This is a genomic window from Synechococcus sp. Tobar12-5m-g, assembly GCF_024345415.1.
In the GTDB taxonomy this organism is placed as follows: Bacteria; Cyanobacteriota; Cyanobacteriia; order PCC-6307; family Cyanobiaceae; genus Regnicoccus.
Window position 1 is genome coordinate 125,266 of record NZ_JAGQBB010000002.1, and the last position, 20,586, is coordinate 145,851.

Sequence of the window (20,586 nt, forward strand, 5' to 3'; positions counted from 1 at the left end):
GCACGCTCCATCCACCACAAGCACTGCGAGTCTTGCCATGGCCACAGTTCTGATCACGGGAGCCAACCGCGGCATCGGCCTTGAATACTGTCGCCAACTGCAGGCCCGGGGCGATGCGGTGGTGGCGGTCTGCCGGGAGCCCTCCCAGAAGTTGCGGGATCTGGGGGTACGGATCGAAGCGGGGGTGGATGTCACCAGCGGGGCCTCGATCGCCGATCTGCTCGGCCGGCTCGCTGGCCTGCCGATCGATGTGCTGATCCAGAACGCCGGCATCCTCGAGCGCACCTCCCTGGAGGATCTCGATCCGGAAAGCCTGCGCCGCCAGTTCGAGGTGAACGCCATCGCCCCCCTCAACCTCAGCCGCGCCCTGCTGGGCCAGCTGGCCCCCGGCGCCAAGCTGGTCCTGATGACCAGCCGCATGGGCTCGATCGCCGACAACAGCTCGGGCGGCTCCTACGGCTACCGCATGTCGAAGGTGGCCCTCTGCATGGCCGGCACATCCCTGGCGATCGACCTCAAGGCGCGCGGCATCGCCGTGGCGATCCTCCACCCCGGCATGGTGCGCACCGCCATGACCGGCTTCACCTCCCAGGGGATCTCCCCGGAAGACTCGGTGCACGGCCTGCTGGCCCGCATCGATGCCCTCAGCCTGGAGAACTCCGGCACCTTCTGGCACGCCAACGGATCGGTGCTGCCCTGGTAGCGGAGCGGTGCTTGCCCTCGTGAGTGTGATCATCCCCGTGCTCAACGAAGCCCGGGAGGTCGGGACGCTGCTGCCCCACTGGCGGGAGCTGCGGCAGGGCGGCGCCGAGCTGATCGTGGTGGACGGTGGCAGCACCGACGCCACGGAGGCCCTGATTGAGGGAGGCGGTTTCGCGGTGCTCTCGGCGCCGAGGGGCCGGGCCGGCCAGATGAACGCCGGCGCCGCCGCTGCCACCGGCGAGCTGCTGATCTTTCTCCACGCCGACACGCGCCTGCCCGCCGGAGCCCTGGATCTGGTGCGCCAGGCGCTCACGGGACCCCGCTGCTGGGGCCGCTTTGACGTGGAACTGGAGGGCGGCGGCAGGCGGCTGCGGCTGGTGTCCCGGCTGATGAACCTGCGCTCCCGGCTCAGCGGCATCGCCACCGGCGACCAGGCGATCTTCCTGAAGCGGGAGACCTTCAAAGCGGTCGGCGGCTTCCCCGACCAGCCCCTGATGGAGGACATCGAACTTTCGGCGCGGCTGCGGCGGCGGGCGGCGCCGGTGTGTCTCCGGGCCAAGGTGCGCACCTCAAGCCGCCGCTGGCGGGGCCACGGCACCTGCCGCACGATCGTGCTGATGTGGGGCCTGCGGCTCGCCTACGCCTGCGGTGTGCCCAGCACCGCCCTGGCATGCTTCTACAGATGACTCGACCGATCACCGATTGGCCGTGGATACGGGCCGGACCAAAGCCTTTGATTTGCGGGAGCTGATCGAGCAAGGCATCGACGACTTGGAAGATGCCTTGCTCGGCGCCTCCGCCTTGGAATCCCACCGCCGAACCGGGCAGCCCGCCATCCCTCTGGATCAACTCGTGAGCGACCTTGACCTGGACGGTTGAGCTCATCCCAGCGTCGGCACAGCAGCAGTTGCGGGGTGGCTTCCGGCTCTCAAAACCATGGCCTGGCAATACTGACGTGACGCGTTAGCATTCAGACATGATCCGATCGTTCCGCTGCGGGGACACCCGGGCCCTGGCTGAGGGTGTCCGCGTCCCGCCTGAGAACCGCCTCTGCTTCATCTGGAGCGATGCCGGTCCCGAAGGCGGTGAAATCGTCGACTACCACTGAATATCCCGCCCCAGAGGAGGGCACCATGGCCAGCCTCACCCCCATCACCCCCGGCGAACTCCTCCGCGAGGAGTTCCTCAATCCCATGGCCATCACGGCTTACCGGCTGGCCAAGGGGATTGACGTTCCCCAGACCCGCATCAGCGTGATCCTCAAGGGCACCCGAGCGATCACGGCCGACACAGACCTGCGCCTGTGCCGTTTCTTTGGGCTGAGCGAGGGCTACTGGTTGCGGGCGCAAGCCTCCCACGACCTCGAACTGCAGCGCCGGGCCATCGCCCCGCAGTTGGCGCAGATCCGGCCTTTTGAGGCCGTCGTGGCTTGAAGCCCCCATCGCCTGAAGCCGAGATCGCTGGGGGCTGGCGGCAGAAAAGCAGTCCATTCCCATCCCCACCATGATGAGGTTCACCGCCGTACCCGGGGCTCCCTGCCCCCCATCCGATCCGCCATTCCGGCGGTAGTCCATCCAGCGGTCGTCATCCAAGGACGCCCTGCCAGGAGTCATCCCCTGATCTCCCTCCCCGCCCAGGACCCGCCGTGCTGATAGCGCTCTGGGCCGCCCTGCCGTTGCTGGCGGCCCTGCTGGTGTCGCCGATGGCGAGCCTGCCCGCCTGGACGGCCTGGGCCCCGGCCCTGGCCGTCACGATCTGGTCCTGGGGCCTGGCCAGGCAGCCGGAGCAGACGCTGCCCCTGGCGGCCCGCCGCTCGGCCGTGCTGGTGATCACGCTGCTGGGCGCCCGCTACCTGATCTGGAGAATCGGCTCCACCCTCAACCTCACCAGCGCCACCGGCACCGCCCTCAGCCTGGCCATGCTGGCGGCCGAGCTGATCCTGCTGGCCAATGGCCTGCTGCAGCTCTGGCTCACCTGGGCCCGGCAGGCGCCGGTGGAGGAGGAAGCGGCAGCGGCCGAGCAGGAGCTGGCGCGGCGAATCGCCTTGGATCCGCGCCGGGTGCCGGCCGTTGATGTGCTTGTGCCGAGCTGCGGCGAGCCGCCCGAGCTGATCGAGCGCTGCCTGCGCGGCTGCCTGGCGCTCAACTACCCCCGCCACCGGGTGTGGCTGCTCGACGACAGCAGCCGGCCGGAGCTGGGCGAACTCTGCCGCCGCCTGGGCTGCCGCTACCTCAGCCGCAGCGGCCGGGAGCATGCCAAGGCCGGCAACCTCAACCACGCCCTGCCCCAGCTGGAGGGCGACCTGCTGGTGGTGTTCGACGCCGACGTGGTGCCCCGCAGCACGTTCCTGAGGCGCACCGTTGGCCTGTTCGACGATCCGCGGCTGGGCTTCCTGCAGACCCCGCAGAGCTACATGAACGCCGATCCTGTGATGCGCAACCTGCGGCTGGAGCGCTGGCTGATGCCCGACGAGGAGAGCTTCTACCGCTGGATCGAGCCCACCCGCCAGGCGGTGGGAGCCGTGGTCTGCGCCGGCACCTCCTTCGTGATGCGCCGCTCCGCCCTGCTGCAGGTGGGCGGCTTCGAGACGGGCACCCCCTCCGAAGACCTGGCCACCGGCATCCGCCTCGCCGCCGCCGGCTACCGCAACCTCTACCTCGATGCCAAGCTCAGCGCCGGCCTGGCGCCGCTGTCGATCGCGGCGATGGCCCGCCAGCGCAGCCGCTGGGCCGGCGGCACCCTGCAGACCCTGCGCACCGGCGCCAATCCCCTCACCATCGCCGGCCTCAACCCGCTGCAGCGGATCGCCTACCTGGAGGGCATCCTGCACTGGTTCAACGTGCTGCCCCAGCTGCTGCTGCTGCTGATGCCGCTCGGCTTCGGCCTGCTGGGGGAGCTGCCGATCCTGGTGACGGGCAACGGGCTGCTGACGGTGGCGTTGCCCTTCTACCTGAGCCAGCTGCTGCTGGTGCGCTGGCTCAGCCGTGGCGCCCGCAATGCCCTGCTTCCCGAGTTGTACCGCTGGATCTTCCTGGTGCCGCTGGTGGGCACCGTGCTCGGCGCGATCGCCGGCAGACCGCAACGCTTCATGGTCACCCCGAAAGCGGTCAGCAGCGGGGCCCGCTCCGGCCCCGACCGGGGGCTGCTGCTTCCCCTGCTGGCGCTGCTGGGCCTGCAGGCGCTCAACCTGGCCCTGCTGATCAGCCGTCCGGGGCCCTTCGGCCCCAGCAGCCAGGCGCTCGGTCTCGTCTGGGCGGCCCTGGGCACGGCCAGCCTGCTGATCGCGGTCCGCACCTGCGCCGACCGCCGCCAGGACGACGCCATTCCCTGGTTCTCGCTGGGGGCTCCGGCGGTGCGGCTGCGCACGGCCACTGGCTTCCGTGCGGCGCGAATCCTGGCAATCAGCGAGCAGGGTGTGGAGCTGGCCCTCGCTTCTACCGGCCTGGGCTCGGATCCCAGCGCCATGACCAAGCCCGAGGCGCTGCTCTGGCCCGAGGCAGGCCTGGCCGCCCTCCCCCTGCGGCAGCAGCACCTTCGTCGCGGCCGGCGGGGCCTGCGGATCGGTTGTTGCTGGGCCGATCTCAGCGATCGCCAGCGCGAAGACCTGCACCACCTGCTCTACCGGGGCCCAGGCGAGTGGCCCCGGCGCCAGGCCCCCTTCGAGCCCATCGCCCTGCCGGCGATGCTGATCCGGCTGCTCGGGCCCGTGCCAGCCCAGGGCTGGTTCCAGCGCAGCCTGCTGGCCCTCGCGCCCCCGCTCGCCCGGCCAGGGCGGAGGATGGATGGCACTGTGCCCTGCCCTGCCATGGAAGCCCGCTGGAACGACACCGTGATCGCCAGCAGCGACGACATCGTCAAGCTGGAAGGCAACGCCTACTTCCCCGCCGCCGCCCTGAACCCTGCCCACATCCGCCCCTCGGCGCACCGCAGCGTCTGCGGCTGGAAAGGGGAAGCCCACTACTACGACGTGGTGGTGGGCGATCAGGTGAACGCCAACGCCGCCTGGTTCTACCCCGAGCCCAAAAACGCCGCCGCTGAGATCAAGGGGCGGGTCGCCTTCTGGAAAGGTGTTCAGACGGGCTGAAGTGGAATGGGGTCAGCAGGAATCTCCTCCGCTGACCAGCTGACGATCATTCCAGCGATGGGAATCGCCAGAAACACCCCCAGCAAGCCGGCAATCCGCTCACCGATGAACAGGGCAAAGAACAGCACCACAGGGTTGATGTTCAAGGCTTTGCCCATCACTCTTGGATGGACAAAATTATCCTGGATCTGCTGCAGAATGATCGAAGCAACAACCACATTCAGGGCCATCCACGGGCCCTGGGTGAGGAACACGAGGCTGGCAACCGTGATCACACCCAAGGTGGCACCAATGCCAGGGATCGCATCGAGAACGCCCACCACCAGGGCCAGCACCAACGAGAACTTCACCCCGAGCAAAGCGAACACCACAAAACTGGTCACCGACAGGAACAGCACCAGGGTCATCTGTCCGCGCAGAAAACCAAGCACATTCCTCTGGACACTGCGATCAAAACGCTGACGCGAACCAGCCGGCACAAGCCCCAGAACCGAGGTCCAGAGCTTGCCGCCATCGGCCAGCATGTAGATCGTGATCACCGGCAGGAACACGGCAGCGAACACATTAGAGAGGGCACCGCCCACCACGCCAACGCCGGTGCCGAGGCTTTTGCGGATCACCGTGATGATCTGCTCGATGTTGAGCTGTTTCACGTAACTGTGAAAGGGAAAGTCCGAGTCCCGGAGGTTGGCCAGTAGATCGGTGATCAAACTGGTGCCTTGATTGATCACCTGAAATCCCAGCACCGTCACAAAGGCAACGAGCACCAGTCCAAGCCCAAGGCAGGTCAAGAGAATGGCCAGCCAGCGTGGCAACCTCGCGGCCAGGAAGCGAACCGGATAATCCATCAGCACAGCCAGGATGGCCGCCATGATGAACATGGCCAGAACATTGTAGAAAAAAGCAATCACCACCACCCCTGCCCAGCCGCAGGCAAACAACAACAGGAATCGCACAAGATCGGAGCTTTTCAGTGCAGCCCCGAGGCCTGATCCATCTCGATTCATCATGGTCAGCCAACCAGCCTGCGGCCTTGATCAGGGCAGGATCGTAACTCAGCCCAAATCGCTCAACTCACCAGGCGAGCCCTGAACCTCCAGGCGCGCCAAAAGGGATCTTCCCATCAGATTCAGATCAATGGGAGAGCAAAAGGGGGACTTTTGGCCCAGAAATGCTACAAAAATGCTAGAATAGGGGAAAATTGTTGCCAAGCAGGAAAGCTTTCTCCTTCCCCTGCCAACCGCTCCGTTCACCGTTCAACTTCCTACTCAGTCTCCAGCCCCTCGCTCCAGCCATCCTCCCTTGACCAACGCGCACGATCAATCAACAGCCGTGGACGACCCGATCGTTTGGGTTGAGGACGACCCAGGGTCTGGGGGGACCCCAGAGCGTTCCGATTTTATTTTGGCACCCTACATCCGAAGCAATGATCTTTGGGCAACCTGGCAAATCGTCAACACGGTGGCGCCTTACGCCTTGCTCTGGATCCTGGTGGTGCAGGCCGCCCGGCTCTCACCCTGGCTGACGCCACCGCTGCTGGTGTTGATGGTGCTGTTCTCCGGTCGTTGTTTCTCGTTGATGCACGATTGCGGCCACCAATCTCTGTTCCGCTCCAAGCCAGTGAACCGGGGGGTGGGCTTCCTGCTGGGGGTGATCAATGGCATTCCTCAATATCCCTGGTCACGCGGCCATGCGTTCCACCACAAACACAATGGAAACTGGGATCTCTACCGGGGACCTTCGGCACTGGTGAGCACCGAAACCTTTCTGGCCATGGATTCATTCCAACAAGGCTTTTACCAATTTCTGCGTCATCCCCTAATGCTCTTTCCCGGTGGATTCTTCTATCTGGTGATCAAGCCGAGGGTCGCGCTTCTGTTGGGGCTTTGTCACTATGCCGCCCATGGCGTGCGCTGTTGGTGGAATGACCCCCGCCTGAGCCTCTCCAGCATTCACGAAACCTACCAACCGAAGTACTGGTATACCGACCTGGAGTTTCAGGATCTTCTGCTCAACAATCTCTGCGTTGTGGGCAGTTGGGTGGTTCTTTCTCACTTCATCGGAGCTGGTCTGTTCTGGGTTCTTTACTCGATCGTGATGGCCTGCTCGGCGGCTCTGTTCATCTGCATCTTCTTTGTGCAGCACAATTTTGAAGGCTCCTACGCCCACCGAACCGAAGGCTGGAGTTCGCTGACCGGGGCGATCGATGGCACAAGCCTGCTGAGGCTGCCTGAGATTTTGAATTGGTTCACGGCCGACATCGGATATCACAACATCCACCATCTCTGCTCACGAATCCCGAACTATCACCTCAAAGCTTGCCACCTGCGCAATGCCTCGCTCCTCAGCAGGGCCACCACCCTCACGGCCCGGCAGATCCCGGAATGCTTCAAGTTCATTCTCTGGGATCGCGCCAACGACCGGCTCCAGTCGGTGGCTCAGGTGCGCTCAGCCCAGGCCTGTTAGGCCCAAGCGTTTGCACTGGATCCAGATGATCCTTTCAGCCCCATGAGCTCAACTCAGCCGTATGAGCTCAACGCTCGCCCAGAAGTTCCGCCCAGGTGGGATGACCATCCGGGCAGATCGCCATGCCCTCGGGCCGCTTCAACGGGTGTGGGCGACGGGTGAGCAGCGGCTGGATGGGACGGATCGGGGTGAGAGGTCGGTTCTTGGTTTTCATGGGTTCAGGGGTTAGGGGTTAGGGAAAGGGGAAAATCTCCGCCCGCAGTGCCCCCCGGGTTGCAAGCCAGGAGGGGCCTGTCAAAGCCATCGGTTTGCTCCTTCACCCACGGTGTGGGAGGGCAAAAAGCCTGGGGACGGAATCCTCGGATCAACCTGACGCTGAAGCGCTGCGCTCAGGGGATGGGGGCTTGACGGTGCTGGATTGGTGAGGCCCAGCTGCTGATGCCTGACGCTTCTGAGCTGGCTTGGCGCTGTTGCGCTGAAGAAGCGGATGCGTTGGACGGGTGTGTTGCGTAGACGGAGAAGTTGACTGATTCAGATCGACCCCTTGCGGAGCTTCGGCCGATTTCAACCACCCTAACCCCTCTCCTGCTCCACATCCACCATTCAGATCAGTTCGGGATGGAGGGGATCTCCCTTGAAGGGACCGACCACCCGGGAAGTGATCCAGCCCCCGTAGAAGCCGCCCTGCTGGGGACGCACCCGTTCACCGTCCACCCAGCACCCCTCCATCCGTCCCGGGTACAGGGCAAACCAGCCGGCCAGGGGGCCATAGGCGGGCGTGGGAGCGGGATAGGTCCAGACGGCCTTCTCGATTCGTTGCGACCCCACCACCAGGTCGAAGTAGCGGGCCAGCCCCTTCCATTCGCAGAAACTCCGCCCCGGCGCCGCCTGTAACAAGTCCAAACGCACATCCTGGGGCGGCAGGTAATAGGTGGGGGGGTGAAAGGTTTCCAGCACCCGCAAGGCGCGACGGGTGTCGCAGAACAACTCGCCCAGGGCGCGCACCACCACATGGGCGTCGCTGGCCACCAAGGCGGGCGGGCGGGGGTAATCGGCGGCCCGCTCCTCACGCACGGGTTCCATCGGGCAGACCCGCTCATCACCATCACTCACCGCCAACTCCCACGACTAACTTCCACGACCACCGTTGTCCACAATGGCTCCACCATGGCCACACCCAGCTCCGACCGGCTCTCGATCCGCCTTGACCGGGCCCTCGCCCGGCTGGGGGGGACCGCCCTGATCCCCCTGGTGCCGCTGGCCCTGGCCTGGGGCCAGGAGCTGGTCGATCAGCTGCTGTTCGCCGGGCAGTGGAATCTGCCGATGCTGCCAGGCGGTTCATTTCTCGGCGTGCTCACCGCGCCGTTCAGCCACAGCGGCTTCGATCACCTGATCGGCAACAGCCTCTGGTTTCTTCCCCTCTCCTGGCTGGTGCTGGCCAAGAGCCGGATGGACTACCTGGCCGTGTGGCTGGGGGCCTATGCCATGGCGATTCCTGTCTGGCTGTTCTGGCCTAGCGGCAGCCACGGCCTCTCCGGGGTTGTCTTCGCCCTGGTGGGCTATCTGTTCGTGATCGGCTTCCTGGAGCGGCGCCTCCTGGTGCTGGCCCTGTCGGTGTTCAGCCTGATCAGCTACTCCGGCTTTCTGCCGGGCCTGCTGCCCTTCTTCTCGCCGCCCGGCGTCAGCTGGATCGGCCACGCCTCCGGCTTTGCCGGCGGCGTGCTGGCGGCCTTCGCTGTTTACCGTGAGCCGAACCGGCCTGGCCGGCCCTGAATCTCCGAAGAGCCCCCGTCCGTCCCTTCCGCCCCGCTTGACGATGTCCTGCCCCCGCTGTGGCAGCTGGAATGTGCGCCGGGACAGGAGCCTGGCCGGACGCATGGTCTGCGGCAACTGCGCCCTGCCCCTGGGCAAGGGTGCGTCCCTTAGGGGACCAGTGCGGCGGCGCCTGCCCCGCTTCGGCCTGGGCTCGGGCCCGGCCCGGATCTGGCGCTGGGCCTTGCCGCTCGGCCTGCTGCTGCTGGTGAGCGCCCATCTGGCCCAGTTGGGCGGGCGGGATGCTCCGGCCTGGCCGCCTTCAGGCCAGACCCTCCGCTGAGCCATGCGCACGCACCACGGGCCCGCTTCAACCGTGGATGAAGCTGCGCAGGCGGCGGGCCTCGGCACCGGCGCGCTGTTGCAGCTCGGCGGCGCTGCGCTGGGCCTCGTCCCGCTCCCGGGCCTGAAGCACGTCCGCCTCCTCGATCTCGAACCCCTCCAGGCGGGCCAGTTGCAGAAAGTCGGGAAGATCGAGCGGCTCAGCCAGCTGGGCCTTCAGCGCCGGGCTCTGGCGGGCATGGCGCAGGAAGGCATCGAGTTGGGGCAGGCCCATGGATCTTCCGGTGGCGATGGAGCCAGTCCTAGCGGGTCCGGCGGGGGTCAGGGAAGCAGGACCACTGAGCGTCCCTACGCCTCGCGGTCGTCTTGGAGCTCCTCCCGCTCGGCGGCGTTGGCCTCCTGGATGGTGAAGCGGCTGATCATCACCCCCATCACCACCGCCAGATAGAAGGGCCCGATCACGCTGAAGCTAACACTGCTGATCTGGGCCACCGGCGTCACCGGCAGGATGTCGCCGAAGCCGACGGTGGTGAGGCTGACGAAGGCGAAGTAGTTGAGCCGCACGAAATCCAGCTCCCACACCTGCTGGGCCCGCACGCGCACGCCATTGACCTGATGGGGCACCAGCAACTGGCCGCCCTGGTGGTGGACGCTGGTGAAGCTGCCGGGGTGAACCGTTTCCAGGACGCTCATCAGCAGCCCCGCCGTGAGGCCCAGCATCAGATAGCCGGCGAAGGCGCCCATCAGCACCCGGCCGTTCACCTCCCGCTCCTGGGCCAGCTGAACCACCAGCCTCACCTGGCTCCAGGCCATGAACAGCGACCAGAGCGCCAACATCGGCACCCCCGTCCGGCTCCACGAGATCGGGGTCAGCACCCAGATCGCCACGGAGACCAGGGCCGCGATGCCCAGGGCCCGGAAGACATGGTCCCCCAGCCGTGAGCTGCCCGGCACGGAGCGGGGCGCCCCCAGGTGGACCATCAGCAGCGCGACCATCACGATCTGGCCGAGAATGCTGAGGCGGTTCCAGCCCAGCGGCAGGGTGAAGCTGCTCAGCAGCAGAACGCAGACGATGAAGAGCTGCAGGAAGAAGCGGTGCCGCCGCCTGATGCGCGCCCGGGGCGACGGATCGAAAGGGCGTGGAGCGTCCACGGGGCAGGGTGCGGTGCGGGAAGTGTGGGGTGTCAGAGCGCCAGGCCCAGTTGCCTCGCCCGATCATCCTGGGGCTCCTTGAGCGGCAGCGCCTCCCAGCCCTCGGGGTCCCAGCCGGCCAGCAGGGGCTCCCGCGCCCGCAGCCCGGCCCCATCGGCCTGGGCCAGCCAGGCTTCCTCCAGGCCATCGGGAAGGATCACCGGCATGCGGTCGTGGAGGGGGGCCAGCAAGGCGTTCGGGGCGGTGGTGAGCACGCAGCAGCTCTCCACCTCGCTGCCGTCGGGTCCGATCCAGCGGTCCCAGAGGCCAGCCAGCCAGAAGGGTTGCCGGTCGCGGCGGCGAATCAACCAGGGCTGCTTGCTGCGAGCGCCCCGCAGGCCCTTCCACTCGTAGAAGCCGTCGGCGGGCAGCAGGCAGCGACGGTGCCGCCAGGCCCCTTTTAACGAGGCCTTCTGGGCCACCGTTTCGCTGCGGGCGTTGATCGGCCGGGGGGCGGCCAGGGGATCCTTGACCCACTCCGGCAGCAGGCCCCACAGCAGCAGGGCGCTGCCGACCAGGCCGTGCTCCTGGCGCAGGGCCAGCACCGGCTGGCCGGGTCTGACCTGGGCCACCGGGGCGTAATGGGCAGCGAGCCCGGCGGGCAGGGCACCGCCCAGACGGGGCAGCAACCGATCGAGCTCGGTGGTGAGGGAATAGCGGCCACACATGGAATCAGCAGATCACGTTCGGTTCTCACTCCCCGCGCCAGGGGCCGGGGCCCTGGCGGCTCGGCCTAGCTTGGCCCCATTGCACTGCGGCATCCCATGGCCATCCGCCAGGACGACAATCCCCCGAACAGGCGCTTCGGCATCATCAACCTGGTGCTGATCGGTTTCGGCGTCCTGCTGCTGTTCAGCAACTTCCTGCCGAACCAGGCCACCCAGGTGCCGCGGGTGCCCTATTCCCTGTTCATCAATCAGGTCGACGACGGCAACGTCAAGCGGGCCTTCATCACCCAGGACCAGATCCGCTACGAGCTGAGCAACGTACCGGAAGGCAGTCCCTCGGTGCTGGCCACCACGCCGATCTTCGACATGGATCTGCCCCAGCGGCTGGAGCAGAAGGGGGTGGAGTTCGCCGCCGCACCGCCGAAGCGGCCCAATTTCTTCTCCACCCTGTTGAGCTGGGTGGTGCCGCCGCTGATCTTCATCCTGGTGCTGCAGTTCTTCGCCCGCCGCAGCGGCCTGGGTGGGGGCGGCGCCCAGGGGGCTCTGAGCTTTACCAAGAGCAAGGCCAAGGTCTATGTCCCCGATGAGGAATCCCGGGTCACCTTCGCCGATGTGGCCGGAGTGGATGAGGCCAAGACCGAACTCAACGAGATTGTCGATTTCCTCAAGACCCCCGAGCGCTACACTGCCATCGGTGCCCGCATCCCCAAGGGCGTGCTGCTGATCGGCCCTCCGGGAACGGGCAAAACCCTGCTGGCCAAGGCCGTGGCCGGCGAAGCCAGCGTGGCCTTCTTCATCATCTCCGGTTCGGAGTTTGTCGAGCTGTTCGTCGGCGCCGGCGCCGCCCGCGTCCGCGACCTGTTCGAAGAGGCCAAGAAAAAAGCGCCCTGCATCATCTTTATCGACGAACTCGATGCGATCGGCAAGAGCCGCTCCGGCTCGATGGGCGTGGTAGGTGGCAACGACGAGCGGGAGCAGACCCTCAACCAGCTGCTCACCGAGATGGATGGCTTCACCGGCCAGGACAAACCGGTGATCGTGCTGGCGGCCACCAACCAGCCCGAAACCCTCGATGCCGCCCTGCTGCGGCCCGGTCGCTTCGACCGGCAGGTGCTGGTGGATCGCCCCGACCTCTCCGGCCGCCGCAAGATCCTCGACATCTACGCCAAGAAGGTGAAGCTGGCCGCCAGCATCGACATCGACAGGATCGCCCAGGCCACCAGCGGCTTCGCCGGCGCTGACCTGGCCAACCTGGTGAACGAAGCGGCCCTGCTGGCGGCCCGCGCCTACCGCACTGAAGTGGAGCAAGCCGACCTCAACGAGGCGATCGAGCGCGTGGTGGCGGGTCTTGAGAAGAAGAGCCGCGTGCTCCAGGACGACGAGAAGCGCGTGGTGGCCTTCCACGAGGTGGGCCACGCCATCGTTGGGCACCTGATGCCAGGCGGCAGCAAGGTGGCCAAGATCTCGATCGTGCCCCGGGGGATGAGCGCCCTTGGCTACACCCTGCAGCTGCCCCAGGAGGAGCGCTTCCTCAGCTCCAAGGAAGACCTCGAAGGCCAGATCGCCACCCTGCTGGGCGGCCGCTCGGCCGAGGAGATCGTGTTCGGGGAAGTCACCACCGGCGCGGCCAACGATCTGCAGCGCGCCACCGACATCGCCGAGCAGATGGTGGGCACCTACGGCATGAGCGACACGCTCGGCCCCCTCGCCTACGACAAGCAGGGCGGCAACCGCTTCCTCGGCAACGGCTCCAACCCGCGCCGCTCGGTGAGTGATGCCACGGCCCAGGCGATCGACAAGGAGGTGCGGGGCCTGGTGGATCGGGCCCACGACCGAGCCCTGGCGATCCTGCACAGCAACCGGACCCTGCTCGACGACATCGCCAGCAAAATCCTCGAGAAGGAAGTGATCGAGGGGGATGAACTCAAGGCCCTGCTCTCCTCCAGCCTTCTGCCGGAATCGGCCGCCCTGGCTGAGCCGGCGGTGGTGGGGAGCTGAACCAGGCGCCGCCTCCCCTTGACGGCGGGGCCCCCGATCCCGGATAAGGGTTCTTTGGTGAAGGGGTCATGAGCCCTCAGATCTCCAGTCCCGACCCTGCCTTGGAGCCCCTGCTCGGCCGAGACCTGCTCTCGAGCGCCGATCTCAGCGGCGACGAAACCCTGGCTCTGCTGCAGCTGGCCGCCGAGCTGAAGACTGGCCGCCGTCGAATCGACCTCCAGGGCAAGGTGCTGGGGCTGATCTTCACCAAGGCCTCCACCCGCACCCGGGTGAGCTTTTCGGTGGCGATGGCCCGGCTCGGCGGCTCCACCCTCGACCTCAACCCCGCCTTCACCCAGGTGGGCCGCGGCGAACCGATCGCCGACACGGCCCGGGTGCTGAGCCGCTACGTCGATGCCCTGGCGATCCGCACCTTCGCCCAGCAGGATCTGGCCGACTATGCCCACTGGGCCTCGATTCCGGTGATCAACGCCCTCACCGACCAGGAGCATCCCTGCCAGGCCCTCGCCGATTTCCTCACCCTCCAGGAAGCCTTCGGAGCCCTCGATGGCCTCAGCCTCGCCTACGTGGGCGATGGCAACAACGTGGCCCACTCCCTGCTGCTCTGCGGCGCCGTGCTGGGGGTGAACGTGCGGATCGCCTGCCCGGCGGGCTTCGAGCCGGATCCGGCCGTGCTGGCCCGGGCACGGCAACTGGCGGCCGGGCGCTGCGCCATCGAGCTCACGGGCGATCCCCTGGCCGCCGTGCGCGGAGCCCAGGCCCTTTACACCGACGTGTGGGCGTCGATGGGCCAGGAGCAGGAGCAGGGGCGGCGGCAGGAGGCCTTCCGCGGGTTCTGCCTCGACGAAGACCTGCTGGCCGAAGCCGACGCCCGCGCCATCGTGTTGCACTGCCTGCCGGCCCACCGCGGCGAGGAGATCACGGCCGGCGTGATCGAAGGGGCCGCCAGCCGGGTCTTCGACCAGGCCGAGAACCGGCTGCACGCCCAGCAGGCCCTGCTGGCGGCGCTGCTGGGGGGGGCACCGCTGCGTGAGCCCTGAGTCCCAGGGCCAGGGGCTGGACAAATTCCCCATTTGATGGCACAAGTGTACTGACGGCGTCTGGACCCTGACGATGATCTCCCTCAACGCTCCTGCCCCTGAGCCCCATGCAGCGCTCACGCCCCCCCAGCAGAAGCTCTACGACTGGCTGACCGGCTACATCGAGAGCCACCGCCACAGCCCCTCGATCCGCCAGATGATGGAAGCGATGGAGCTGCGCTCGCCATCCCCGATCCAGAGCCGGCTCCGCCATCTGCAACAGAAGGGCTGGATCACCTGGCAGGAAGGCCAGGCCCGCACGCTTCAGTTGCTGGGCGGGCGGCTCCAGGGCATCCCCGTGCTCGGCGCTGTGGCGGCCGGCGGCCTGGTGGAGCCCTTCGACGACATCCAGGAACGGCTCGATCTCCAGCCCCTCCTCGACAGGCGCGGCCTGTTCGCCCTCACCGTCAATGGCGACAGCATGGTGGACGCCCACATCGACGATGGGGACGTGGTGCTGATGGAGCCGGTGCCGGAGCCGAGCCGTTTGAAGCCCGGCACGATCGTGGCCGCCCTGGTGGAGGGCAGCGGCACCACCCTCAAGCACTTCCATCGCCAGGGGGCCCAGGTGCGGCTCGAGGCTGCCAACCCCGCCTACGACCCCATCCTGGTCGCAGCAGATCAGGTGTCGCTGCAAGGCAAGCTGGTCGCGGTCTGGCGCCAGGTCTGAGCCGCCCGCCGGCATGTATGTTGGCTTTCGAAGGGGCCATAGCTCAGCTGGTAGAGCACCTGCATGGCATGCAGGGGGTCAGCGGTTCGAATCCGCTTGGCTCCATTCAAAAAACCAGTCCAACAAAAGGTTTTCATTTTCTTGCCTTCAGGTCTGGCCATGACTGGTCAGACCTGAAGGCATTTCTGCACCAGATTCTGCGCTAACTGCGCCAAACTTGGATGACTTCTTCGCCCTGCCCCTGGGCTGGGCGGTTGCCATGGCGACAGCACTCCAGCCCTGGGTCCACACGCTTCGCCGCGCCCTCAAGGCTGAGCATGGCCATGGCTGGTCGGTGCGCGATCAGTCCGGCAAGGTCCAGCTCACCAGACGCTTCGAGGACGGCACCCGCTCCAGCGTGTTCCTTGAGATCGCCTGGAATGCCGGCTGCATCTCCAGGGTGGTCGAGCGGTTTAGCACCACCCGAGAACGAATGGAAGCCCAGAAACTCCCCATGGCCAAGGCCCACGAGTTGCTCTGCGGGGCCCCCGTGGAGTCTCCGGATCGCCTGGAATGGCCGTTGGTGGTGTCCCAGGTATCGGGAGAGTCGAGTCGGCAGCGGGGAAGTGAAGGGCACCACATGGGAGCGGGACATCGCCCCACGAATGGCCAGCGTTTTGACGACCCTGACGAGCAGGCCGTCTCCTCGCGACGGCACCAACCTGATGGAGCCCTACGTGAAGCAACACCTCGGCCAGTGCAAGCCAGGAAGTGCCGGACGCAAACGCAATCTGCTCGATGTGGCAGGCCTCCTTCTCTTTTCTGTTGCAGCCTGCGGGGCTTAAAGGCGATGGCTTCCCCTTGAAGGGGAGCCGCTCAACCGATTGATTGGCCTGGCTGAGGATTCTTCCGTTCAGACAGTCCCCATCAGTGCCGCTCAGCTTCAGGATCTCCTCAATGCGCTTGCCGCTGCCAGCAAACACGAACTGCGGCTGGCGGTGGCGCTGGTGGGGCTGTATGGAATACGGCCGGCCGAGTTGAGGGTGCTGAGCATCGAGGATGCCTCGCAAGGCAATTAGCTTGAGATAGTGCACAGTGCGCAGGAATCCCAATCGACGCCCTTGGAGCACCACACCCGTATTGGGGTCGAAACACTCCACATTGCAGCCTGCAAGGGACTCTGCTGAGCAGTGAATGGCGCGGGTGTCGTCCGGTTCGGGGAGATGGTGATCGAAACGACCTCGGGCTCCTCCTTGGCTACGAAAACTGCAGGGGGCTGTGCCATAGGTCTCAGGGCAGTAGATGCGTAGCCGCTTGCTTCCTTCTGAAAAATCAAGAACAAGGGGTTTGGCCTGTCTACGAGGAGGCGGATCCTCAATCTTGACCATGCCCAAGCCGCTCGGCTTCTCTCAGCACCAAGACGAGTTCACCACTCCGTAATGCTTCGAGCGGTGTGCTCCCCTCAAAGGCCCAGTGGGAACAGTGAACCAATGGGCTTTCTCTACAGCTGGCAGATCGAGGGCCTTGAGGACTTCGGCCAGCCCCTCCACGACGCCATCAGGCCAGCGGCATCGAATTGCTAGAACGAGAAGCGCAGTTTGCCGTTGTCCTTTATTGCCAACAAAGCGCCTGTCTTGACGCGGTCGTGGGCGGTTTGGACGCTTTTGCACCGAAGCAGCTTCACCACTTGGGCGCTGTCGATCGTTTGGTGCAGCACATCGTGACGTGCGTAAAATTGGCGCTTGAGTACCTGATATGCCAGTTCCCCAGGCCTTTCTGGCGCTGAGCCCAACCAGTCTTAGAGTTTAGCTACGGCGGCTGCGGGCTTCATTGCCCCCTGCAACGCTGGTGGGTCATCACTGGACTTCTTCACAACCACCCTGGCCAGCGACCTTCTGCCCCTAGTAGCGGTAGGGCGAGTGATTCCTCCAGTGATTGGCTTGGCCCCTGGCAAAGGTGCAGCCCAGGTTGCTAAGACCATAAGCATATCAAGAGATAGAAGAGGAACCAGGCCTCTCTGGATCGTGGGCCAGGCCCCCGTCAGCAGCCTCAAGGCTCCGGCCACCGCCCCCCCCACCAGAAACCGCTCCCTGGGGAACTCTCCCGTCAGCCCACCGCCGAAGGACACGGCCGTCACCCCCTCTGCGGTGATCTCCAGGCTCCAGTCCTGCAAGGCTGGATAGGTTGTCAGCGTGTTCCACAGGACAAAGGCACCAAGTCTGTAACCGAACGTGTCCTTCGTCGACCCTTAAACCATCTTCAGCCAGTGCCATTCAGCTGCATCAGCCAGGAAAGATCTGAACTCAATGCATCCTGATTGGCAAGAGCGCGCACCCAACGGAGTCCTTCATCGTTCTCCTCAACCATTCGCGTTGGCGAGCAGCAAGCCAACAGTTCCCACCCATCCCGAACCCCCAACCTCTCTGCCCCTTCAGACTGAAGCCAAAGCTGCGGTTCTGCCATGTGCTCCCACTGCTCCTGTGGCCAGCCCACCGCCACCGTCAAACCCCCCCGCGCTCGGCGCAACCTTGAGCTGCAGCACAAGCTCCTTCACAGGAACGACACCGAGGCCACCCACAACCGCGAGCGCTTCGCCGCCGCTGGGCTGCTGGTGCTGAACGTGCTCTCGGCACCCGGGGCCGGCAAGACCGCCCTGCTGGAACGCGTCGCTCGCCAGTGGAGCCCGGGCCCTGTGGGGGTGATCGTGGGCGATCTGGCCACCGACAACGATGCCCGCCGCCTGCGGGCCGCCGGCGCCCGGGCCGTGCAGATCCAGACCGGTGACCTCTGCCACCTGGAGGCGGCGCTGGTGGGGCGGGCCTTCGATCAGCTCGACACGACCGGCATGGAGCTGCTGCTGATCGAGAACGTGGGCAACCTGGTGTGCCCCACCGCCTTCGATCTGGGTGAACGGCTGAGGCTGGCGCTGCTCTCGGTCACCGAGGGGGAGGACAAGCCGCTCAAGTACCCCGCGTTGTTCAAGTCGACCGATGCGGTGGTGATCAACAAGGTGGACATCGCCGAAGCCGTGGGCTTCGATCGGGCGGCGGCCCTCGCGAGCCTGGCCGCGGTGGCGCCCCGGGCGCGGATTTTCGAGCTGTCGGCCCGCACCGGTGATGGGGTGGACGCGCTGCTGCACTGGCTCAGCCATCACCGCCAGCCCGTCCCCACCCCCGCATGAGCTCCGCCCCGCGCCAGCGCCTGCGGCTGCGGATCGAGGGGCTGGTGCAGGGGGTGGGCTTTCGTCCGTTCGTACACCGGCTGGCCAGCTCGTTGGAGCTGGCGGGCTGGGTGGAGAACACCCCTGCCGGCGTCTGCCTGGAGCTGGAGGGTACGCCGGCCGCGCTCGACGCCTTCCTGGAGCGCCTGCCATGCGAGCGCCCGCCCCACAGCCGTCTCGATCGCCTGGAGCAGCAGTGGCTGCCCCCCCAGGCCAACGGCCGCGCCGGCGGCTTTCGCATCCGCCCATCCGCAGCCCCACCCGCCTCTTCAAGCCCACCGGCCAGCCCCACGGCCCTGGTGCTGCCTGATCTGGCCCCCTGCGAGGCCTGCCTGGCGGAGCTAAGCGATCTCGCCAGCCGCCGCTGTGGCTACGCCTTCACCAGCTGCGCCCATTGCGGGCCCCGCTTCAGCATCCTGCGGGCCCTGCCCTTCGAGCGGCGCCACACCTCGCTGGCATCCTTTCCGCTCTGCGCCGCCTGCGCCGCTGAATATGCCGATCCCACCAACCGCCGCTTCCACGCCCAGACCACCGGCTGCCCCGCCTGCGGGCCGCGGCTGAGCTGGTCCACCCCCAGAGGCCCCCGCCTCCGTGATCCGGCGCGCGCCAACGGCCCCCTCAGCCCCTGCCTGGCCTCGGCGGCCGCAGCCCTGCGGGCCGGGCGGATCGTGGCACTGCAGGGGGTGGGAGGCTTCCAACTGCTCTGCCTGGCCGGCTCGGAGGCGGCCGTGGCCGAGTTGCGGCGGCGCAAGGGGCGGCCCGAGAAGCCCTTCGCCCTGCTGGCGCCCGATCTCCCCTGGGTGCGGCGCCACTGCCGGCTGGGCGCTGAGGAGGAATCGCTTCTCACCGCCCCGACCGCTCCGATCGTGCTGCTGCGCCGGCGGCCGCTGGAGCTGATCGGGCCGGACACCGAAGCCGGCGCCACCGGCGTCGCCCGCGGTATCGCCGTTGGCATCGCCCCGCACAACCCCTGGCTTGGGGTGATGCTGGCAGCCAGCCCCCTGCACGCCTTGTTGGTGCAGGAGCTGGGCGTGCCGCTGGTGGCCACCAGCGGCAACCGCTCGGGCGAACCCCTCTGCGCCGATGCGGAGCGGGTGGAGGAAAACCTGGGCGCCCTCGCCGACGGCTTCCTCAGCCACGACCGCCCGATCGCCAACCCTGTCGACGACGGGATCGTGCAGCTGGCGGGCGGCGTACCGATGGTGCTGCGCCACGCCCGCGGACAGGCCCCCACCGCCCTTGATCTGAGCCCCCTGCTCCCCCACCCCGACGCCCTTGTCGGCGTGGTGGCCATGGGCGGCCATGTCAAGGGCAGCCTGGCGATCGGTGCCCCCGGCGGCCGCGCCTGGCTGGGCCCCCACCTGGGCGATCTCGACAGCCTCGCCGCCGAAGCCCGCCTGCGCCGCAGCCTCAGCGGCGCCCTGGAGCGCCTCGGTGTCCACCCCCGCCTCTATGTGGTCGACGGCCACCCCGCCTACGCCTCTCACCGCATCGGCGCAGAGCTGGCGGCGGCGGCCGGGGTGCCGCTGCTGGCGGTGCAGCACCACCAGGCCCACCTGCTGGCCTGCCTGGCCGAGCACGGCCTGCGCCCGCCCGCCGTGGGGGTGGCCTGGGACGGAGCAGGCCAGGGCAGCGGCGGCACCCTCTGGGGAGGAGAGTGCCTGCGGCTGGAGGAGCCCGGGGGGCCTGCCGTCGCGGAGTTCACCCGCCTGGCCAGCCTGCGGCCCTTTCCCCTGCCCGGCGCGGAGCGGGCGATGCGGGAGCCGCGCCGCGCCGCTCTCGGCTTGCTGTTTGCCGGATTCGGCCCGGGCGCCCTGGACGGGGGAGCCCGGCTGCTGCCTCCCCTGGCCGCCTTCACCGCCGACGAGCGGCGGGTGCTCCGCCGCCTGCTGCAGCAGGAGGTGCAGGCACCCCAATGCTCGTCGGTCGGTCGCCTGTTCGATGCGATCGCCTCGCTGCTGGGATTGGCGCAGCGCTGCAGTTTCGAGGGACAGGCGGCCCTCCGACTGGAGGCGGCCGCCATGGCGGCCCTGGCAGGGGTGCCGGTGCGGCTGGCGCCGGCAGCTGGCGCTGGTTACACCCTGGCGATCTGCCCCCAGGGCAGCGGCGAGCCGTGGCTGCTCGACTGGCAGCCCCTGCTCGAGGCGTTGCTTCACGACCTGAGCGCGGGGCGGCCGGTGGAAGCGATCGCCCTGGCCTTCCACCAGGCCCTGGCCCAGCTGCTGCCGGCCCTGGCCGGCCAGCTGGGGGCGAAGCGTCTGCTGCTGACTGGTGGCTGTTTCCAGAACCGCCTGCTGCTGGAGCTGGCGGTGGAGTGCCTGGGCCAGGCCGGGATCGAGGCGGTCTGGCCCCAGCGGATCCCCTGCAACGATGGTGGTCTGGCCCTCGGCCAGCTGCTGGCGGCCGGCTCAGGCGGCCGGGTGGGATGAAGCCCG

General features: G+C 67.1%; 21 protein-coding genes and 1 tRNA gene. 16 read left to right on the top strand and 6 right to left on the bottom strand.

Annotated features, from left to right (window positions below; translation table 11 throughout):
• The first annotated feature begins 37 nt into the window (after nucleotides 1-37).
• From KBY66_RS02440 to KBY66_RS15810, 6 genes are all read left to right on the top strand, one after another.
• On the top strand, nucleotides 38-703 hold the full coding sequence (locus KBY66_RS02440) for an SDR family oxidoreductase (protein ID WP_255087548.1): 666 nt from the start codon (nucleotides 38-40) through the stop codon (nucleotides 701-703).
• Nucleotides 704-710: 7 nt separating this feature from the next.
• Nucleotides 711-1,388, top strand: a complete 678-nt coding sequence (locus KBY66_RS02445; protein WP_255087549.1) for a TIGR04283 family arsenosugar biosynthesis glycosyltransferase — start codon at nucleotides 711-713, stop codon at nucleotides 1,386-1,388.
• Nucleotides 1,389-1,410: 22 nt separating this feature from the next.
• The gene (locus tag KBY66_RS02450) at nucleotides 1,411-1,581 is read left to right on the top strand and encodes a hypothetical protein (protein WP_255087550.1); all 171 of its coding nucleotides are present in this window, start codon (nucleotides 1,411-1,413) and stop codon (nucleotides 1,579-1,581) included.
• Nucleotides 1,582-1,678: 97 nt separating this feature from the next.
• Entirely contained in the window at nucleotides 1,679-1,810 is a 132-nt protein-coding gene (locus KBY66_RS02455; RefSeq protein ID WP_255087551.1) for a hypothetical protein, read from the top strand.
• Between the two features lie 25 nt (nucleotides 1,811-1,835).
• Nucleotides 1,836-2,135: a HigA family addiction module antitoxin gene (locus KBY66_RS02460; protein ID WP_255087552.1), complete on the top strand. Its 300-nt coding sequence runs from the start codon at nucleotides 1,836-1,838 to the stop codon at nucleotides 2,133-2,135.
• Between the two features lie 212 nt (nucleotides 2,136-2,347).
• Entirely contained in the window at nucleotides 2,348-4,786 is a 2,439-nt protein-coding gene (locus KBY66_RS15810; protein WP_399224672.1) for a DUF427 domain-containing protein, read from the top strand.
• Here KBY66_RS15810 and KBY66_RS02475 read toward each other — a convergent pair.
• Nucleotides 4,774-5,796: an AI-2E family transporter gene (locus tag KBY66_RS02475; protein WP_315855472.1), complete on the bottom strand. Its 1,023-nt coding sequence runs from the start codon at nucleotides 5,794-5,796 to the stop codon at nucleotides 4,774-4,776. The two genes, KBY66_RS15810 and KBY66_RS02475, sit on opposite strands and share 13 nt — an antisense overlap.
• Nucleotides 5,797-6,247: 451 nt before the next feature.
• Here KBY66_RS02475 and KBY66_RS02480 point away from each other — a divergent pair, with 451 nt between their 5' ends.
• The gene (locus tag KBY66_RS02480) at nucleotides 6,248-7,252 is read left to right on the top strand and encodes a fatty acid desaturase (RefSeq protein ID WP_255087553.1); all 1,005 of its coding nucleotides are present in this window, start codon (nucleotides 6,248-6,250) and stop codon (nucleotides 7,250-7,252) included.
• 67 nt (nucleotides 7,253-7,319) lie between these two features.
• Here KBY66_RS02480 and KBY66_RS02485 read toward each other — a convergent pair whose 3' ends face one another.
• Together KBY66_RS02485 and KBY66_RS02490 are read right to left on the bottom strand one after the other, a co-directional pair.
• A complete protein-coding gene (locus KBY66_RS02485) occupies nucleotides 7,320-7,466 on the bottom strand; it encodes a hypothetical protein (RefSeq protein WP_255087554.1) in 147 nt (48 codons plus the stop codon).
• A gap of 389 nt (nucleotides 7,467-7,855) precedes the next feature.
• The gene (locus KBY66_RS02490) at nucleotides 7,856-8,335 is read right to left on the bottom strand and encodes a DUF427 domain-containing protein (RefSeq protein WP_255087555.1); all 480 of its coding nucleotides are present in this window, start codon (nucleotides 8,333-8,335) and stop codon (nucleotides 7,856-7,858) included.
• Between the two features lie 84 nt (nucleotides 8,336-8,419).
• On the opposite strand from KBY66_RS02490, the gene KBY66_RS02495 reads away from it, so the two are divergent.
• Together KBY66_RS02495 and KBY66_RS02500 are read left to right on the top strand one after the other, a co-directional pair.
• Nucleotides 8,420-9,025 (top strand): rhomboid family intramembrane serine protease, encoded by a 606-nt coding sequence (locus KBY66_RS02495; protein WP_255087556.1) that lies wholly within the window; start codon nucleotides 8,420-8,422, stop codon nucleotides 9,023-9,025.
• A 37-nt stretch (nucleotides 9,026-9,062) separates the two neighbouring features.
• Nucleotides 9,063-9,347 carry a hypothetical protein gene (locus tag KBY66_RS02500; RefSeq protein ID WP_255087557.1) on the top strand — a complete coding sequence of 95 codons (285 nt, stop codon included), beginning with the start codon at nucleotides 9,063-9,065 and terminating at the stop codon, nucleotides 9,345-9,347.
• A gap of 27 nt (nucleotides 9,348-9,374) precedes the next feature.
• On the opposite strand, the gene KBY66_RS02505 is transcribed toward KBY66_RS02500, so the two are convergent.
• The 3 genes from KBY66_RS02505 to KBY66_RS02515 form a co-directional block, all read right to left on the bottom strand.
• Nucleotides 9,375-9,620: a Nif11-like leader peptide family RiPP precursor gene (locus KBY66_RS02505; RefSeq protein ID WP_255087558.1), complete on the bottom strand. Its 246-nt coding sequence runs from the start codon at nucleotides 9,618-9,620 to the stop codon at nucleotides 9,375-9,377.
• 74 nt (nucleotides 9,621-9,694) lie between these two features.
• On the bottom strand, nucleotides 9,695-10,498 hold the full coding sequence (locus KBY66_RS15670; RefSeq protein WP_255087559.1) for a potassium channel family protein: 804 nt from the start codon (nucleotides 10,496-10,498) through the stop codon (nucleotides 9,695-9,697).
• 32 nt (nucleotides 10,499-10,530) lie between these two features.
• A complete protein-coding gene (locus tag KBY66_RS02515; RefSeq protein WP_255087560.1) occupies nucleotides 10,531-11,205 on the bottom strand; it encodes an SOS response-associated peptidase in 675 nt (224 codons plus the stop codon).
• A gap of 96 nt (nucleotides 11,206-11,301) precedes the next feature.
• Between KBY66_RS02515 and ftsH the strand changes: the two genes are divergently transcribed.
• The 7 genes from ftsH (at nucleotide 11,302) to hypF (ending at nucleotide 20,580) form a co-directional block, all read left to right on the top strand.
• The gene (gene ftsH / locus KBY66_RS02520) at nucleotides 11,302-13,203 is read left to right on the top strand and encodes an ATP-dependent zinc metalloprotease FtsH (protein WP_255087561.1); all 1,902 of its coding nucleotides are present in this window, start codon (nucleotides 11,302-11,304) and stop codon (nucleotides 13,201-13,203) included.
• 68 nt (nucleotides 13,204-13,271) lie between these two features.
• Nucleotides 13,272-14,243 carry an ornithine carbamoyltransferase gene (gene argF / locus KBY66_RS02525; RefSeq protein ID WP_255087562.1) on the top strand — a complete coding sequence of 324 codons (972 nt, stop codon included), beginning with the start codon at nucleotides 13,272-13,274 and terminating at the stop codon, nucleotides 14,241-14,243.
• Between the two features lie 73 nt (nucleotides 14,244-14,316).
• On the top strand, nucleotides 14,317-14,952 hold the full coding sequence (gene lexA / locus KBY66_RS02530; RefSeq protein WP_255087563.1) for a transcriptional repressor LexA: 636 nt from the start codon (nucleotides 14,317-14,319) through the stop codon (nucleotides 14,950-14,952).
• A gap of 32 nt (nucleotides 14,953-14,984) precedes the next feature.
• Nucleotides 14,985-15,057, top strand: a tRNA-Ala gene (locus KBY66_RS02535).
• Nucleotides 15,058-15,815: 758 nt separating this feature from the next.
• Nucleotides 15,816-16,010 carry a hypothetical protein gene (locus KBY66_RS02540; protein WP_255087564.1) on the top strand — a complete coding sequence of 65 codons (195 nt, stop codon included), beginning with the start codon at nucleotides 15,816-15,818 and terminating at the stop codon, nucleotides 16,008-16,010.
• Between the two features lie 1,382 nt (nucleotides 16,011-17,392).
• The gene (gene hypB / locus KBY66_RS02545; protein ID WP_255087565.1) at nucleotides 17,393-18,112 is read left to right on the top strand and encodes a hydrogenase nickel incorporation protein HypB; all 720 of its coding nucleotides are present in this window, start codon (nucleotides 17,393-17,395) and stop codon (nucleotides 18,110-18,112) included.
• Nucleotides 18,109-20,580, top strand: a complete 2,472-nt coding sequence (hypF, locus tag KBY66_RS02550) for a carbamoyltransferase HypF (RefSeq protein WP_255087567.1) — start codon at nucleotides 18,109-18,111, stop codon at nucleotides 20,578-20,580. Before hypB ends, hypF begins: the two co-directional genes overlap by 4 nt.
• Nucleotides 20,581-20,586: the final 6 nt, after the last annotated feature.